We start from the raw sequence: 16744 nt of genomic DNA on the forward strand, positions 1-16744 counted from the left end.
TGGACAGTGCAACCTCGGGCGAGCCGCACGGCTTCGCCGGGATCGTGAAATGATCCGAAGTCAGCCCATTTCGAGCAGGGAGCAGTGGCGTGTCAGAAGGTAAGAACGGGATCGAGGCGTTCATCGCAGGCCTGCCCAAGGCCGAGCTGCACGTCCACCACGTCGGCTCGGCCTCGCCCCGGGTGGTGGCCGAGCTCGCGGCCCGGCACCGGGGTCAGTCGAAGGTGCCGACGGATCCGGCCGCGCTCGCCGAGTACTTCACCTTCACCGACTTCGCGCACTTCATCGAGGTCTACCTGAGCGTGGTCGACCTGATCCGTGACGCGGAGGACGTCCGCGCGCTGACCTACGGTGTCGCCGAGGACATGGCCCGCCAGCAGATCCGGTACGCCGAGCTGACGATCACCCCGTACTCCTCGGTGAGCCGGGGCATCCCGGACGTGGCGTTCATGGAGGCGATCGAGGACGCCCGCAAGTCCGCCGAGAAGGACCTCGGCGTGGTGCTGCGCTGGTGCTTCGACATCCCCGGCGAGGCCGGCCTCGCCGCCGCCGAGGAGACCGCCCGGCTCGCGGTCGACCTCGCGCCGGAGGGCCTGGTCAGCTTCGGGCTCGGCGGCCCGGAGATCGGCGTGCCGCGTCCGCAGTTCAAGCCGTACTTCGACCGGGCCCGGGCAGCCGGCCTGCACAGCGTCCCGCACGCCGGGGAGAGCACCGGGCCGGAGACGGTCTGGGACGCCCTGCGGGTGCTCGGCGCGGAGCGGATCGGGCACGGGACGCAGTCGGTGAAGGACCCGGCGCTCATGGACTGGCTCGGCGAGCACCGCATCCCGCTGGAGGTCTGCCCGACCTCCAACCTCGCCACCCGGGTGGTCGAGCGGATCGAGGAGCACCCGATCCGGCAGATGGTCGACGCCGGCCTGCTGGTCACGATCAACAGCGACGACCCGCCGATGTTCGGCACCGACCTGAACACCGAGTACGCCGTCGCGGCCCGCCTGCTGGGCCTCGACGAGAGCGGCGTCGCCGCGCTCGCGAAGAACGCCGTCGAGGCGTCCTTCCTGGACGCCCCCGGCAAGGCCCGCCTGGCCGGCGAGATCGACGGCTACCTCGCGAGCTGGGCCAAGGGCTGATCCCTCCCCGCGTCACCGCCGCCGGGGATCCCCGCGCGGGATCCCCGGCGGCGGTGACGGCCGCCCGGTCTCAGGCGGCCTGCACCAGGGCCGGGACGGCGGCGTCCCGGTGCAGCCAGGCGCGCTCGGCGGTGGTCCAGGCGGTGGTGGTGAGCAGGTAGAGGCCGGCGGCGAGCGGGACGAGGGCGGCGAACAGGACGGTGCCGAAGGAGAGGTAGGGCATCAGGGCGCCGCCGGGGGTGGGGGTGGTGGCGGCGGCCATCGTCCGGCGGGCGCGGCGGAAGCCCGCGTAGCCGACGGCGGCGAGCGCCGCGTACAGCAGGCCGAAGACCGCCAGTTGGGCCGGGCCGTGGGCGGAGCTCACGTGCAGGCCGAGCGGGACGCCGAGGACGGTGTGCCCGAGCAGGTCGTTCGGGGTGGTGAACAGCCGGTACATCACCGAGAAGAACGGGATCTGGACCAGCATCGGCAGGCAGCCCGCCAGCGGCGAGGCCTTCTCGGCGCGGTACAGCTCGGTCAGTGCGGCCTGGAGCTTCTCCGGCTTCCCCTTGTGCTTGCGGTTCAGCTCGGTGACCTGTGGGGCGAGCCGCAGGCGGGTCTTCTCGCCGCGTGCGGCGGCGCGGGCGAGCGGGTGCAGCGCGAGCCGTACACAGACCGTGAAGAGCACGATCGCGAGGGCGGTCGGGAGCAGCTGGGCGAGTGCCGACACGGCGCCGTGCGCCAGGTGGACGGCGGGGTCGAGCAGAGCGAAGACGGACATGGTGGTGCGAGCCCTCCGGGGTCTCGTGAGCGAGATTTCGGCGGAGGACGGCGGCGTCGCGGTGCGGAAGAGGCGGTGCTACGCGGCCGTCAGGGCCGCGCCCGGGGCCCTGGGGCGTCGACGGCCCCGGGCGTCCGGATCGCGTTGCGGGAGGAAGGCGGTGCGGAAGGCGCGCCTGCGCAGTGTCCCGTCCCGGACGAAGGCGGGGGCGCGGGCCCCGAGCAGCCGGGCGGTCGCCAGGGTGCCCGCGACGACGCCTGCCAGCAGGGCCAGGGTCGCGGCGGCCGCGACGGCGGTCAGCCCGGCGGGCCCGGTGATCGTGTCACCCGTCAGCAACCGGAGCAGCCCGAGCAGTACGGCGAGCAGCGGCACGGCGGACCTCCTCGGTCGTGGGTTCGGGCGACGGCGCCGGTTCGGGCGGTCCCGCCCGATGGTACGTGTCCGGCCGGGCGGGCGGTAGGGGGTTCAGCCGAGGTGGACGACGGTGCTGGTGGCGGCCGAGCCCCGGGCCGCTTCGAGGACGGTGAGGGTGGCGACGGCGTCGCGCGGGTCGACCGGGGGCGGGGTGCCGGTGGCGAGCGAGTGGGCGATGCCCGCGTAGTAGGCGGGGTAGTCGCCGGGGTCGGTGGGGGCCGGGGCGGTCTGCCCGTCGTGGCCGAGGGTGCCGTACGCCTCGGCGGGCTCGGTGCCCCAGGGGGTGCCGTCGCCGGGGCGGCGGCCGGCCCGGAGGTCGTTCTCCTGCGGGTCCATGCCGTACTTGACGTAGCCGGCCGCGTCGCCGAGGACGCGCAGCCGGGGGCCGCCGAGCGGGGTCAGGGCGCTGGTCCACAGGTGGGAGCGGACGCCGGAGGTGTGGCTGAGCGCGAGGAAGGCGTCGTCGTCGACCACCGCGCCGTCGCGGCGGACGTCGATCTCCGCGTACACCGCGGCGACCGGGCCGAACAGGGCGAGCGCCTGGTCGACCAGGTGGCTGCCCAGGTCGTACAGCGTGCCGCCGACCTCGGCCGGGTCGGCCAGCTCGCGCCAGCCCGCCTTGGGCTTGGGGCGGAACCGTTCGAAGCGGGACTCGAAGCGATGCACCCGGCCGAGCGCGCCCTCGGTGACCAGGCGGCGGGCGGTCAGGAAGTCGCCGTCCCAGCGGCGGTTCTGGAAGACCGACAGCAGGGTGCCGGTCCGTTCGGCCAGGTCGCACAGCGCGGCGGCCTCGGCGGCGGTGGCGGCGAGCGGCTTGTCCACCACGGTGGCCAGCCCGGCGGAGAGCGCGGCGCGGGCCAGCGGGACGTGGGTGCGGTTGGGGGAGGCGATCACGATCAGATCGAGGGTGCCGGGCGCCTCGGCGAGCAGCTGCTCGGGGGTGTCCAGTGCGCGGGCGTCCGGGTGCTCGCGGTGCAGCTGCTCGCGCCGGCCGGGGTTGGCGGTGACCACCGCGTCCAGCCGCAGTCCGGGGGTGGCGGCGATCAGCGGGGCGTGGAACGCGGAACCGGCCAGGCCGTAGCCCACCAGGCCGACGCGGAACGGGGGGCGGGGCGCGGTACTCATGCCACTACTCAATCACGGGCGCCGGGCTGAGTTCGGATCAGCGCGCGGGCCGGCTCGCCGGTCGTCGCCGGTCGTCCGGTGGGCGGGACCGTACTGCCGTCGGGCAGGCGTGCGGATTAGGCTGGAGCCGTCGGGGCAGCTGGAGTACGACTTCGGGAGATACGCACGTGACAGACCGCAAGCCCATCGAGTCCTGGCTCACCGACATGGACGGCGTCCTCATCCACGAGGGCACGCCGATCCCCGGAGCGGAGGAGTTCCTCCGCCGCCTCCAGGAGTCGGGCAAGCCGTTCCTGGTGCTGACGAACAACTCCATCTACACCCCCCGCGACCTCAGCGCCCGCCTCGCCGGGATGGGCCTGGACGTCCCGGAGGAGCGGATCTGGACCTCCGCCCTGGCCACCGCGAAGTTCCTCAAGGGCCAGCGCCCGAACGGCACGGCATACGTGATCGGGGAGGCCGGGCTGACGACCGCGCTCTACCAGGCCGGGTACGTGCTGACCGACAACAACCCGGACTACGTGGTGCTGGGCGAGACCCGCACCTACAGCTTCGAGGCGCTGACCAAGGCGATCCGGCTGATCAACGCGGGTGCCCGGTTCATCTGCACCAACCCGGACGAGACCGGCCCCTCGCCGGAGGGCGTGCTGCCGGCCACCGGTTCGGTCGCGGCGCTGATCACCAAGGCGACCGGCGTGGACCCGTACTTCGTCGGCAAGCCGAACCCGCTGATGATGCGTGAGGCCCTCAACAGCGCGGGCGCCCACTCGGAGAGCGCCGTGATGATCGGCGACCGGATGGACACCGACATCGTCGCCGGGATGGAGGCGGGCATGGAGACGATCCTGGTGCTCACCGGCCTGACCGACGCGGAGGATGTCGAGCGCTACCCGTACCGGCCGACCCGGGTGGTCAAGTCGATCGCGGATCTGATCGAACTCGTCTGATTTCTTCACCTCGCTCCGTCGTTCTTCACCGGCCCCGCTCCTCCCCGTCACCGGGGAGGGCGGGGCCGCCGTGTTGTCGGTGGGGCTGTGTAGCGTTCGGTTCGGAAGCGGACGTGTGTGAGAGGTTGAAGTCGTGACGGATGTGGCAGAGGTGGCCGTGGGCGCCGAGTTCGAGGTACCGGAGTCCTGGCGCGAGGCGCTGGCGGGCGAGCTGGAGAAGCCGTACTTCGCCGAGCTGGCGGCCTTCGTGGCGGCCCAGCGGGCCGAGCACGAGGTGTTCCCGCCGAGCGGGCAGGAGTTCTCCGCGCTGGCGGCGACGCCGTACCAGGGCGTCCGGGTGCTGGTCCTGGGCCAGGACCCGTACCACGACAACGGCCAGGCGCACGGGATGAGCTTCTCGGTGCTGCCCGGGGTGAAGACCCCGCCGTCGCTGCGGAACATGTTCAAGGAGCTGAACACCGACCTCGGCGTGCCGGCGCCGGACAACGGCTACCTGATGCACTGGGCCGAGCAGGGCGTGCTGCTGCTCAACGCGGTGCTCACCGTCCGCGCGCACGAGGCGAACTCGCACAAGGGCAAGGGCTGGGAGAAGTTCACCGACGCGGTGATCAAGGCGGTCAGCGAGCGCGAGGAGCCGTGCGTCTTCGTGCTCTGGGGCAACTACGCCAAGAAGAAGCTGCCGCTGATCGACACGACCAAGCACGTGGTCGTGCAGGGCGCGCACCCGTCGCCGCTGTCGGCGAAGCTCTTCTTCGGCAGCCGCCCGTTCTCGCAGATCGACGAGGCCCTCGAAGGCTTCGGCAGCGAGCCGATCGACTGGCGCATTCCGGACCTCAAGTCGGCCTGACCCAAAGGCCGTTACGGTCGGCACCCGCTGTGCGAAGCTGAGTGCCGACCGTGACGGCTGGGGCTGGGAGGGCGGGTTCGTGCACCGGTTCTGGCGTGGGGTGGCGTTGGCCGGTGCGGTGGGGGTGGCCGCCGGGTGCGGGGGGCCCCGGGCGGCGCCCGCGCAGCCGGCCGGCCAGCCGGCCGGGCAGCCGGTCGGGCAGACCTTCTACGTATGGGACCAGTCCTCCGCGGCCCGGCAGTTGACGAGCCTGAAGGGCGCGCAGGCGGCGGCCGTGGCCCGGATCGCCGGGCAGCCCGCCGCGGTCTGGCTGGCCGGGCCGGACGCCCGCGCCGAGGCGCAGGACCTGACGCTGCGCGCGGCCGCGGCCGGGCGGACGGCCCTGCTGGTCGCGTACGACATCCCGTACCGCGACTGCGGCCGGTACTCGGCCGGCGGTGCGGCCGACGGCCCCGCCTACCGGGCCTGGATCGACGGGCTCGCCGCCGGGCTGGCCGACCGCGCGGCCTGGGTGGTCCTGGAGCCGGACGCCGTCGCACACACGCTGGACAGCTGCGCTGCGCCGGCGGCGGAGGCCGACGAGCGGTACGGGCTACTGGCCTATGCGGTAAAGGAGTTGAAGAAGCTCCCGAAGGTGCGGGTGTATCTCGACGCCGGCAACGCCGGGTGGCTCAAGGACCCGGGGCTGCTGGCCGGGGCGCTGCGGAAGTCCGGCGTCGACCAGGCCGACGGCTTCGCCGTCAACGTGTCCAACTTCTACACCACTCAGCAGAGTTCGGAGTTCGGCGGGCGGGTGTCGGCGGCCCTCGGCGGCAAGCACTTCGTGATCGACACCAGCCGCAACGGCAACGGCCCGCTGGGCGACCGGGACTGGTGCAACCCGGCCGGCCGGGCGCTGGGCGAGACCCCCACCACGGACACCGGGCGGCCGGGCGTGGACGCCTACCTGTGGATCAAGGACCCCGGCGAGTCGGACGGCGACTGCGGCCGGGGCGAGCCTGCGGCGGGGCGGTTCTGGCTGCCCTACGCGGTGCGCCTGGCCGGCGGCGGGTGAGGGGCCCCCGGCGGCGCGGGGGGCTGTGCGAGTCGGGAGTGACGGTGGGGGCCTTCCGGTTTCGCGCAGTTCCTCGCGCCCCTGGATAGTGCAGCTTCCGGCGAGCTGCGCAGCGGTTCGGGCCCGGTGCCTTCCGGTTTCGCGCAGTTCCTCGCGCCCCTGGGGATGGTGCGACCTTGGGCGGGCTACCTGGTGATCTGGATCCAGTGGGCCACGGACGGGGTGCCGGTGGCGTCGGTGGCGAAGAGCATGTACCAGCCCGGGGGGAGGAGGTTCGGGTTGGTGGGGAGGGTGAGGTCGAGGCCGCCGGTGCTGCGGGCGGTGATGGTGAGGGCGACGGAGCGCTGTTCGACGTCGGTGGCGTGGGTGACCGAGCTCGGCCGGATCAGCTTCGCGGTGGTGACGGCCTCGGGATGCGGGGAGGCGACGGTCAGGGTGTCGCCGAGAGCGGCGCGGCCGGGGGCGGCGGTGATCTCGGGGCGGGTCCCGTGGAAGAGGTACGGGGGCGTGTAGATCTCGATCCGCTGCTCGAAGGGGGCCGGTTCGGTGTCGGCCTTGTCGGCGAAGAGCGGGTTGGAGCCGAGCACCACGACCCGGCCGTCCGGGAGGAGCAGAGCCTCCGAGTGGTAGTCCCGGCCGACGGTCGGTGCGGCGGCGACGGTGAAGCTGTTGGTGTCCGGGTGGTAGGTCTGGGCCTTGAGCAGGTCGCTGTGGTGCTTGCCCCGGTAGTCGCTGGAGCCGCCCGTGGTGAAGACGGTGTCGTCGGGGAGGATCACGCTATTGAGGTAACGGGTGCCGCCCGCGGGCAGGTCAGGCCCAGGAGTGAAGACCGGTGCGGCGGCCGTCAGGTCGGCGATCCCGGTGCGGGCGGTCGAGGCCGGGGATTCGCCGACCCCGCCGCCGCCCAGCACCATCACCTTCTGTGCCTGCGCGGGTGGCAGCAGGACGGACGAGGAGGTCTCCAGCCGGTCGGTGTCCGGCAGCCCGCCGACGGTCTGGAAGCTGTTGTCCGCCAGGTTCCACAGGCCCGGCGTGCGGCCCCGGTCGGCCGGGCCGTAGCCCGCGTTGGAGCCGGAGTAGAAGAGCTTGCCGGCCGCCGTCAGGAACAGTGACGGGTAGGTCGGGAAGTAGCGGTCCGGCGCCTTGGACCAGGTTTTGGCGGCCGGGTCGAAGAGCTCGTTGTCGTTGCCGCTGAGGATCTGCCCGGTGTCGTCCAGCCCGGACACGGTGACCACGTCCCCGTTGCCGAGCCCGGTGAGCGTCGGGTACCAGCGGGCGTAGGTCATGTCCGGCACCTGCTCGTACTGCTCGGTGTCCGGGTTGAACTCGTAGGCGCTGCGGATGCCTTGGAAGTCCTGCTTGTCGAGCGTCATCGCGTCGCTCATGCCGTAGAGGTTGTGGGCGTCGGGGCCGGTCAGGCCCTTGACGGTGTACTGGGCCGGGTGCTGGTCGACGTAGGCCGCGCCGGGGGCCGCCGCCTCGGCGAAGACGTGCTGCTCGCCGGCGGTGACGGTAACCGTGCGGGCGCCCGTCGCCTTGTCGGTGGTGACGGTCTTCACCGCGGCGGGCACGGTGACGTCGGCGGTGCTGAGGTACTCGCGGCCGTCCGGGGCGGTGAAACCGGTGCCCTTGGGGAAGGTGCGCGGCCCGTCCGGGCTCTCGTTGCGGACCCGCATGGTGCCGGCCGCCTTCTTGACCGTGCCGTCCAGCGCCTCGTAGCGCTGCGTCCCGCCCGCCACCAGGACGTTTCCGTCGGGCAGTGAGGTGTGGCCGCCGCAGAACATGTCCTTCGGGGTGGGGACGAGCTTGTAGGTGTTCTTCACCGGGTCCCACAGCAGGCTCTTGAAGGTGCCCGCGTCGAAGCTGTTCCGGTCGTTGCCGGACCCGGCGATGATCAGGATCTTGCCGGTCCGCAGCAGTGTCGCGTGGACGGCGTCGATCCGGAACCCGGTGGGGAACTCGACGGTCTGCCAGTGGCCGTAGCGGGCCTTGTACCCCGCCTGGTCGATCACGTACCGGTGGTACTGGCTGCCCGCGAAGCCGAGGACGGCCGGGGCGTTCATGCTCGCCACGACCAGGGCGACGGTGCTGCCCATCGCGAAGCGGCGGGTGCGGCGGCCGGCCCCCGGGCCGGCCTCGGGACGACGGCGACGGATCCTCATCGGTGCAGAGCCCCCTGGGTGACGCGACGGTGGCGGATGGCGTCCGCCGCGCGGACGACCATCGGCAGGACACTGAAGAACAGCGCGACGCAGGCCCAGGAGCGCATCGCCACATGGCCGTTGCCGGTGAAGAAGGAGGCCGTCAGCGCGCCGCCGAAGACCGCCGTCCAGGCCAGGTGGATCCGGAAGGTCGCGAGCCGGTCCGGGCTGGCCGAGTCGCCCTTGGGCGTCACGACGAAGCGGCTGCGCCGCCGCAGCAGGGCCTGGACGAGCGAGGCGGCGTAGACCGGCCCGCAGAGCGCGGACATCACCATGCCCGCCACCCCGGAGGAGCCGGCCGGTTCGTGCGGGCTGACGTTGTGCTTGCGGTTCCAGGTGTAGAGCAGGATCTGGAGTGCCGCGGCGTCGCTGTAGAGCATCATCCAGATCTCCGAGGAGACGTGCACGCCCGAGGCCCCGAAGCCGAGGTAGAGCACGCTGGAGAGCCCGCCGAGCAGCCAGGTGAGCCCGGCCGTCGGGTAGAAGCACACCATCAGCGTGTAGTTCAGCAGGCGGCCCGGCGACAGCTGCCGGGCGGCCCGCCAGTACTGGGTGAGGACGGTCTCGTAGGTGCCCCGGCTCCAGCGCAGCTGCTGGGAGAAGAAGTCCGTCCAGGAGGACGGGCCCTCGCCGACGGCGAGCACGTCCGGGGTGTAGACGGACTTCCAGCGGTCGCCGGTGAGCGGGTTGCGGCGGCGGTGGAACTCCAGCCCGGTCGCCATGTCCTCGGTGATCGAGTCGTACAGGCCGCCGATCGACTGCAGCGCCTTGATCCGGACGGCGTTGTTGGTGCCGACGAACATCGGTGCGCCGTAACGGTTCCCGGCCCGCTGGACCAGCGCGTGGAACAGGAACTGCTGGCTCTCGGCGAACTTGGTGACGGCGGACCCGGACGAGGCGTAGTTGCCGTAGACCTGCGGGCCGACCACGAACGCGACGTCCGGGTCGCGGAAGTAGCCGAGCATCCGCTCGCAGAACTCCGGCGAGGGGACGTGGTCGGTGTCGACCGAGACCCAGTAGTCGTAGTCGTCGCCGAACGCCTCCAGCCAGCTGTTGTAGTTGCCGTGCTTGGTCCTGGCGCGGAAGCGGCCGCGCGGCTGGTTCCAGCGCCCGATGCCGTTCCGGCTGAAGTGCCGCACCCCGAGTTCGGCGCAGAGCAGCCGCATGCCGGGGTCGTCCCCCTCGTCCAGCAGCCAGACCTCGTACGGGCCGTCGTGCCGGACGGCCAGCGCCGCCGTCAGGGTGGCCCGGACCATCTCCGGGGGCTCCTTGCCCGGCACGCAGGTGGTGAGGAAGGCGACCCGTGTCCCGCTCTGGGCCACGACGGGGACGGGGTCACGGGCGACCAGGGTCGCGTGGACGTTGGAGACCACGTTGAGCAGGCGGAAGCCCTCGATCAGCGCGATGATCCCGATCATCACCTTGTCGCCGGCCGGCAGCCACGGCTGGGCCTCGCCCACCCGGACGGGCCAGTGCTCCGGGAGCAGCAGCCAGACCAGCAGCGTGGCCTCGACGAGCGGCGCGAGCACCAGCAGCAGGGCGGCGCGCAGCCGGTGCGGCTCGTGGCTCAGCAGTCTCCGGTACCGGACCCGGTAGATTTCCGGCGCCGGCGGCGGCATCCGGAGCGGGCCCGCCAGGCGGCTGAACCCGTGATAGTCGTAGGCGCCTTGATCGTGCCCGTACGGTCCGGGTATTCGCGGGAGCGCGGTGGTGCCGACCGGATTCCCGGCCTCCGGCTCGTGCGTTTTTGCGCATGCCTCTGTCCTGGCCATGGTGACAACTCCCCCCACGGGCCGAGGTGTTCCGGCCCGTTGCTGCTCTGCCCTGTGAGCTGGGGGAACCCGCGGAAGAACCGGCCCTCGTCTGCACGTCACATGCCCCCGCATGTACGGCGACGCGGGGCCGCGCCGGCCATCCCCCTGATGTCACAACTGTCCAGGGCCACCAGGGTGATCGCAACCGATCCGGGTAACTGCCATGGCCGGGGGTGAATATGTGGCGGAATTGCCGCGGGCGTCGACCGATAGCTGCTATCGGAAGGAAACTGGCGTTCGCTCGGTGCACGGACGAACGGCCGGGCACCCCGTCAGGGTGCCCGGCCGTCTCGGCGCGGTGCGTCGGCTCGCGGTGTCGGTTCGCGGGTGTCAGCCCGCGGTGCCGAGGAAGGTCTCCCAGCCGCCGGTGGGTGCCTTGCCGACGTTCAGGGTGCGCAACTTCCGCAGCGTGGACTCGTCCTGGACCTCCAGCCACTCCACCAGCTGGCGGAAGGAGACCAGCCGGACCTCGGGCTTGTTCGCGATGGTCTTCAGGGTCTCCTCGACGGCGTCCATGTAGATGCCGCCGTTCCACTGCTCGAAGTGGTTGCCCACGAAGAACGGCGCCCGGTTGGAGTTGTACGCCCGGTCGAAGCCGGCCAGGTAGGACTGGGTGGCCTGGTTCCGCCAGTCGTTGTACTTGCCGGAGTCGCCGTGGACGTTGTCGCCCGACTGGTTGAACAGGATGTTGTAGTCCATCGAGAGCACCTGGAAGCTGTGCCCGGGGAAGGGGATGCTCTGCAGCGGGAAGTCCCAGATCTTGCCGTCCTGCACCTTCTGCGGCCACATCTGGAGCCCGCCGGGCGAGCTGGCGTCGTACTTCCAGCCCAGCTTCGCGGCCGTCGGCAGCAGGCCCTTCTGCCCTTCCAGGCACGGGGTCCGGCCGCCGATCAGCTCCTTCCGGTAGTCGAAGGGGAAGGGGTCCACGTCGGTGAAGCCGGAGTTGGTCTTCCACTGGGTGACGAAGCCGATCGCCTGCTCGATCTCGCTCTCCCAGTCCTCGGGGGACCACTTGCCGACGCCGTTGGCGCCGCAGAAGTGCCCGTTGAAGTGGGTGCCGATCTCGTGCCCGGCCAGCCAGGCCTGGGTGATCAGCTTGATCGTGCTCTTGACCGCGCCGTCGGAGAGGAAGGGGATGTCGGAGGCGCCGACGGGGTGCTTAGGCGGCGCGTACAGGTGCGACTTGCCCTTCGGCAGGGTGTAGATGCCCGAGAGGAAGAAGGTCATCGTGGCCTTGTACTGCTCGGCCAGCTTGAGGAAGCGCGGGAACTGCCCGTCGCTCGTGCCGCCCGCACCGTCCCAGGAGAACACCACGAACTGCGGCGGACGCTCGCCGGGCTTGAGCTTCTCGGGCTTGGGCTGGTTGGGCTGGGCCCCGGTGTCGGAGGTCGACCCGTCCCCGATCGGCTTGCCCTTCACGCTGCCGGTCGGCGAACCCGAAGCGCCCGGACCGCCGGAACCGCCCGAGTCGGAACCCGGCCTCGTGCTCCCGGCACCCTGACTCCCGCAGGCGGCCACCGCCCCGAGGGCCGCAGTCGCCGCCGTGGCGCTCAGCACCGTCCTGCGCGAGATCCTGCTCATCGTCTCCCCTGCCGGATTGCGCCCGCTCCGCGCGCCGCATCCGGAGACCCCGTCACAGGGGCGTCCGGATGCTCGGCAGAAAACGGACATTTGCTAAGTTTCGTTGCTTCAGCATGTCATGGGCGGCGGCCGCTGTGCAGCCCCCTCCCGCCGCTCACTACGACGCCGGGGAGAGCCGGAAGGCTTCGCGGACCGAACGACTGTTGCAGTCCTGGGACAACCGTGCGGCGGGCCGGGCGGACCACCGGGCGGCGGTCCCGCGAGGGCGGGAACGGGTCAGGCGGCCAGCAGGCGGCGGCGTCTGCGGATCAGGTGCGCGACGGCGGAGCTGACGGCCGTCGCGGCCGTGCAGGAGACCGCGAGGCTCAGCCAGGCGGTGTTGAACCAGTGGCTGTTGAGCCACCCCAGGGTGACGATGTACGCGGCCCAGACGACGGCGGCCAGTGCCGACCAGCGCAGGTAGGTGCGCGGCCGTTCCGGCGCGTGCCCCATCGCGAGGTCCAGCACCGTACGGCCGGCCGGGACGAAGCGGGCGACGATCACCACGGCGGCCGCGGCCCGGCTGGTCTTGCCGGCCAGGTGCCGCTGGACCCGTTCGACGTTCGCGGCCAGCTCCGGACGGCGCGCCAGCCGGCGGTTCACCAGCGGGGCCCCGCGCCGGGCCAGGCTGAGCAGCGCCAGGTCACCGAGGAAGGAGGCTATCGCCACCCCCAGTGCCAGCAGCACCGGCGCACCGTTGAACCGCTCCGTCCGCAGCACCGCCAGCACCACCAGGGTGCCGCTCGGGAGGAAGGGGAGGAAGGCGTCGCCGAGGACGGCGAACAGCGCCAGGCCGCAGATCCATGCCGGACCGATGACCGACGCGGCTTCCATAGCGGTAACTCCCTCCAGGCCGCCCGGGGGGAGAACAGGTGGCTACGGGGAACAACGTATCGGGAGCTTCTTACATGCCGCTTACCGCCCCCGTGTGCCGAGCGTCACAGCATGGCGAAAGCCCCTGGGGCGGGGTGCTGCTCCAGGGGCTCGCGGGGGCCGGGCGACGCTGGTCCAGCGCGCCGGCCTTGCAGGTGAGCGCGGCCCGGGTGTGCGACCGCCACTGGTGGACAAGCGTGCCGGATTCCGGGTGGAGTCCGCGAGGCCTGCGGCTGGCGACTTCCGGTTCTGGCGGCATGTCGCCACCGGGCGCGGGGTTCTGTGACCGGGCCGACCTCTCCGTCCGGGAACACCTCGGGCGTCAGGTGGTTGTCCTACGAGGCGGCTTCGAAGCCGACCAGCAGTACGCCGAGTTGTACCGCCGGGCCCGTCCTGCCCAGCCGTACTCCGAGTCGTACGCACCGAGTCGTACCCCCGACCGCATCCCCGACCGCACAGCCAGCCGCACACCGAGCCGTACGCCGACCAGGAGGAGAGACGGCATGACCAGTAGGGCAGCATCCGCCACCGACCCGATCCGCGGGACCGTCCGTGGCACCGCCCCCGCACCGCTCTCCATCCTCGACCTGTCGCCCATCGGGTCGGGGTACACCCCGGGCGAGGCGCTCGGCGCCACCACCGAACTGGCCCGCAATGCCGAGCGCTGGGGCTACCACCGCTTCTGGGTGGCCGAGCACCACGGCATGCCCGGGGTGGCCAGCTCCAACCCGGCCGTCCTGCTCGCGCACCTGGGCGCGCACACCAGCACGCTGCGGCTCGGCTCGGGCGGTGTGATGCTGCCCAACCACTCCCCGCTGGTGGTGGCCGAGCAGTTCGGCCTGCTGGAGGCGCTGAACCCCGGCCGGATCGACCTGGGCCTCGGGCGCGCGCCCGGCACCGACCCGGCGACGGCCCGCGCGCTGCGCCGGGGGCGGACCGACGGCGCGGACGAGTTCCCGCAGCAGGTGGCCGAGTTGACCCACTTCCTGGACGGCGACTTCCCGGCCGGGCACCCGTACGCCGGTCTCGCCGCCGTGCCCAGGGGCGACAGCCGTCCGCCGGTCTGGCTGCTCGGCTCCTCGGGCTTCAGTGCGCAGCTGGCCGGCCGGCTCGGCCTGCCGTTCGCCTTCGCGCACCACTTCAGCGCGGCCCACACCGAACCCGCGCTGGACCTCTACCGCTCCAGCTTCCGGCCGTCCGCCGTGCTGGACGAGCCGTACGCGCTGATCGGGATCGGCGCGGTCGCCGCCGAGGACGAGCGCGCCGCGCTGCGGCTCGCCCGCACCGCGGCACTGTCCATGCTCCGCCTGCGGCTCGGTTCCCCCACCACCATCCCGAGCCCGGAGGAGGCCGAGGCGTACCCGTACAGCGCGGCGGAGAGCGAGTTCGTCGACTCCTGGCTGGGCAATCTCGTCCTCGGTGCCCCGGGCGACGTGGCCGACGGCCTGGAGGCCGTCCGCAAGCGCACCGGCGCGGACGAACTCATGGTCACCTCGCACATCCACGGCCACGAGCCGCGCCGCCGCTCGTACGGCCTGATAGCCGAGGCCTACGGCCTGACCACCACGTCCTGAACCACCCCGGGCGGGGGGAACCGCGGTTCCCCCCGCCCGGGGTGGCCGGGCTACTTGCGGAGCAGTGCCCCGACGGCCTCGGCCCCGCCCGGGCGGGCGAAGTACCAGCCCTGGGCGGTGTCGCAGCCGGTGAGGCGGAGCCGCTCCGCCTGGGCCGCGTTCTCGATGCCCTCGGCGGTGACGGTCAGGCCGAGCGCGTGGGCGAGTTGGACCATCGCGCCGACGATCTGCTCGTCCGCGTCGGCCCGCCGGAACCGGCTGTCCGGCCGGCCGCCGGTGACCGGGTCGCGGAAGCCCTCGATGAAGCTGCCGTCGAGCTTCAGCACGTGCACGGGCAGCCGGGACAGGTACGCGAGGTTGGAGTACCCGGTGCCGAAGTCGTCGATGGCGATCCGGACGCCCATGTCCGCCAGCGCCTGCAGGGCCTGGACGGGACGGCCGCCCGGCCCGAGCACCGCGCTCTCGGTGATCTCCAGCTGGAGCAGCCGGGGCGGCAGGCCGGTCCGCTCCAGCACCTGGGCGACGTCGGCGACGACGTCCGAGTCCCAGATCTGGCGGGCCGCCAGGTTGACGCTCACGAAGACCTCGGCCTTCGGGAACTCCGTCAGCCAGCACCGGGCCTGACGGCACGATTCCTCCAGCACCCACTTGCCGAGCGGGACGATCGCGCCGGACTCCTCGGCGAGCGGGATGAAGCGGTCCGGTGAGAGCGTCCCGTACCGGGGGTGGCGCCAGCGGACCAGGGCCTCGGCGCCGTGCACCGCCCCGTCGGCCAGCCCGACCAGCGGCTGGTACTCCACGATGAACTCGCCGCGCTCCAGCGCGGGCCGCAGCGCGGTGGTCAGCCGCTGCCGGGTCAGCTGGTGGGCGCCCCGGTCGGGGTCGTAGAGCGTCCAGCGGGCCCGGCCGTCCGCCTTCGACCAGTAGAGCGTGGCGTCGGCGTCCTTGAGCAGGTCGGTCGGGGTGGTGTCGAGCACCGGGCGTTCGACCACGCCGACGCTCGCCGTCACCACCAGCTGCTGGCCGGCGATGTCGAAGGGCTGTTCCAGCGCCTTGATCAGCTCGGTGGCCAGCATCGTCAGCTGGTCGCTGCCGTCGCTGTCGGGGACCAGGACGGCGAACTCGTCCCCGCCCAGCCGGGCCACCAGCCGGTCCTCGCCACGGGCGAAGCCGCACTCCAGCCGGGTCGCCACCGCCACCAGCAGCTGGTCGCCGACGTGGTGCCCCAGCGTCTCGTTGATGGCGGCGAAGCCGTCCAGGTCCACGTAGCAGAGGCCGACCCGCCGGGCCCGCCGGGCCGGGCCGCCCGCCGCCGCCACCCGTACGGGCGCCGTGACCGCCGCCGGGACGGCCGCCGTCGGTACCGCGACCGGCGCGGCGACCGGCGCCCCCGCCGGGACGGCCGCTGTGACCGCCGCCTCGGCCGGGCCGAAGGCCGCGTTGAGCTGTTCGAAGAACAGTGCGCGGTTCGGCAGCAGGGTCAGCGGGTCGTGCATCGCCTGGTACGCCAGCCGGTCGCCGAGCATCCGCCGCTCGGTGACGTCCTCGATCATGGCCAGGGTGTACAGCGGCTCGCCGGCGCCGTCCCGGATCAACGAGATGGTCACGTTGCTCCAGACGTCGTGGCCCTCGCGGTGCTTGAGGCGCTTCTCCAGCCTGATCCGCTCGCGCTCGCCCCGGACCAGCTCCCGGTAGAGCTTGCGGGGGGTGTCCTCGGGGTCGATGATCTCGTGGATGTGGGTCCGGACCAGGTCCGGCACCTCGTGGCCGATCATCGCGGCGAAGGCCGGGTTGGCCTCGATGATCCGGTCGTCGGGGTCGACCAGCAGCATCCCGATGCCGGCGTCGGCGAACGCCGCGCGGAAGCGGGACTCGCTCGCCCGGAGCGCTGCGAGCAGCTCCTCCGTGTTGCCGTCGGCCTGCACCTCCACGGCCGCCACCGCTGCCAGGGCCGGGCCGTCCGCCGACACGTCCGTCAGGCCGTCCGCCGGGACGCTCACCGTGCCGGTCGCGGTGGCGCAGGACGGGCAGCCGGTCCGGGCCGGTCCGGGCCTGCTCCCGTCCGCGTCGGGGTGCGGCTCGCCGTCGCGCGCGCGTCGGCGGTCGGCGTCGGCCCCCTCGTTCCGGCCCGGCACGGCATGCTCCCGTCCGCTGCTGACGCTGATCCGACCGGTCGACCGCTGGTGGGGTGGCCGGCTTCCGCTCACTGGAGGACCCTGGCGACCGGTGCGGCGGCGCCCGGTGGGGGCGCTCGGCACGGATCGGTAAAAACAGGGCACTGCCGCTGATCATAGGACGCGCGCCGAACCGGCCGCGACCGCCGCCAGGGTGATTCGCCGGGTTTCGTGGCAAGCGTGCCGGTACGTGACGAAGCCCCCGGCTCCG

General features: G+C 72.6%; 13 protein-coding genes. 5 read left to right on the forward strand and 8 right to left on the reverse strand.

The window, feature by feature from the left end; translation table 11 throughout:
• Nucleotides 1-89: 89 nt before the first annotated feature.
• The gene (locus tag ABD330_RS15575; RefSeq protein WP_344465220.1) at nucleotides 90-1130 is read left to right on the forward strand and encodes an adenosine deaminase; all 1041 of its coding nucleotides are present in this window, start codon (nucleotides 90-92) and stop codon (nucleotides 1128-1130) included.
• Between the two features lie 70 nt (nucleotides 1131-1200).
• Here the strand turns inward: ABD330_RS15575 and ABD330_RS15580 are convergent, their stop codons facing one another.
• The 3 genes from ABD330_RS15580 to ABD330_RS15590 form a co-directional block, all read right to left on the reverse strand.
• The gene (locus ABD330_RS15580; RefSeq protein WP_344465222.1) at nucleotides 1201-1890 is read right to left on the reverse strand and encodes a YidC/Oxa1 family membrane protein insertase; all 690 of its coding nucleotides are present in this window, start codon (nucleotides 1888-1890) and stop codon (nucleotides 1201-1203) included.
• Between the two features lie 78 nt (nucleotides 1891-1968).
• A complete protein-coding gene (locus ABD330_RS15585) occupies nucleotides 1969-2262 on the reverse strand; it encodes a DUF6412 domain-containing protein (protein WP_344465224.1) in 294 nt (97 codons plus the stop codon).
• A 93-nt stretch (nucleotides 2263-2355) separates the two neighbouring features.
• Nucleotides 2356-3429: a Gfo/Idh/MocA family protein gene (locus tag ABD330_RS15590; RefSeq protein WP_344465226.1), complete on the reverse strand. Its 1074-nt coding sequence runs from the start codon at nucleotides 3427-3429 to the stop codon at nucleotides 2356-2358.
• A gap of 167 nt (nucleotides 3430-3596) precedes the next feature.
• On the opposite strand from ABD330_RS15590, the gene ABD330_RS15595 reads away from it, so the two are divergent.
• The 3 genes from ABD330_RS15595 to ABD330_RS15605 all read left to right on the forward strand — a co-directional run bounded on the left by ABD330_RS15595 (nucleotide 3597) and on the right by ABD330_RS15605 (nucleotide 6277).
• A complete protein-coding gene (locus tag ABD330_RS15595; protein WP_344465228.1) occupies nucleotides 3597-4376 on the forward strand; it encodes an HAD-IIA family hydrolase in 780 nt (259 codons plus the stop codon).
• Between the two features lie 133 nt (nucleotides 4377-4509).
• On the forward strand, nucleotides 4510-5223 hold the full coding sequence (locus ABD330_RS15600) for a uracil-DNA glycosylase (protein WP_344465230.1): 714 nt from the start codon (nucleotides 4510-4512) through the stop codon (nucleotides 5221-5223).
• A 79-nt stretch (nucleotides 5224-5302) separates the two neighbouring features.
• Nucleotides 5303-6277, forward strand: a complete 975-nt coding sequence (locus ABD330_RS15605) for a glycoside hydrolase family 6 protein (protein ID WP_344465232.1) — start codon at nucleotides 5303-5305, stop codon at nucleotides 6275-6277.
• 185 nt (nucleotides 6278-6462) lie between these two features.
• On the opposite strand, the gene glxA is transcribed toward ABD330_RS15605, so the two are convergent.
• The 4 genes from glxA to ABD330_RS15625 form a co-directional block, all read right to left on the reverse strand.
• The gene (gene glxA / locus ABD330_RS15610; RefSeq protein WP_425555538.1) at nucleotides 6463-8439 is read right to left on the reverse strand and encodes a radical copper oxidase GlxA; all 1977 of its coding nucleotides are present in this window, start codon (nucleotides 8437-8439) and stop codon (nucleotides 6463-6465) included.
• On the reverse strand, nucleotides 8436-10250 hold the full coding sequence (locus ABD330_RS15615) for a glycosyltransferase family 2 protein (RefSeq protein WP_344465234.1): 1815 nt from the start codon (nucleotides 10248-10250) through the stop codon (nucleotides 8436-8438). The genes glxA and ABD330_RS15615 overlap by 4 nt, the downstream gene beginning before the upstream one ends.
• 372 nt (nucleotides 10251-10622) lie before the next feature.
• The gene (locus tag ABD330_RS15620; RefSeq protein WP_344465235.1) at nucleotides 10623-11873 is read right to left on the reverse strand and encodes a polysaccharide deacetylase family protein; all 1251 of its coding nucleotides are present in this window, start codon (nucleotides 11871-11873) and stop codon (nucleotides 10623-10625) included.
• 276 nt (nucleotides 11874-12149) lie between these two features.
• Complete coding sequence (locus ABD330_RS15625; RefSeq protein ID WP_344465237.1) at nucleotides 12150-12746, reverse strand: DedA family protein; 597 nt, start codon at nucleotides 12744-12746, stop codon at nucleotides 12150-12152.
• Between the two features lie 542 nt (nucleotides 12747-13288).
• Between ABD330_RS15625 and ABD330_RS15630 the strand changes: the two genes are divergently transcribed.
• Nucleotides 13289-14359 (forward strand): LLM class flavin-dependent oxidoreductase, encoded by a 1071-nt coding sequence (locus ABD330_RS15630; protein WP_344465239.1) that lies wholly within the window; start codon nucleotides 13289-13291, stop codon nucleotides 14357-14359.
• A gap of 50 nt (nucleotides 14360-14409) precedes the next feature.
• Here the strand turns inward: ABD330_RS15630 and ABD330_RS15635 are convergent, their stop codons facing one another.
• Nucleotides 14410-16494: a putative bifunctional diguanylate cyclase/phosphodiesterase gene (locus ABD330_RS15635; protein WP_344465241.1), complete on the reverse strand. Its 2085-nt coding sequence runs from the start codon at nucleotides 16492-16494 to the stop codon at nucleotides 14410-14412.
• Nucleotides 16495-16744: the final 250 nt, after the last annotated feature.

Origin of the sequence: Kitasatospora kazusensis (genome assembly GCF_039529945.1) — a bacterium.
Taxonomy (GTDB): domain Bacteria; phylum Actinomycetota; class Actinomycetes; order Streptomycetales; family Streptomycetaceae; genus Kitasatospora; species Kitasatospora kazusensis.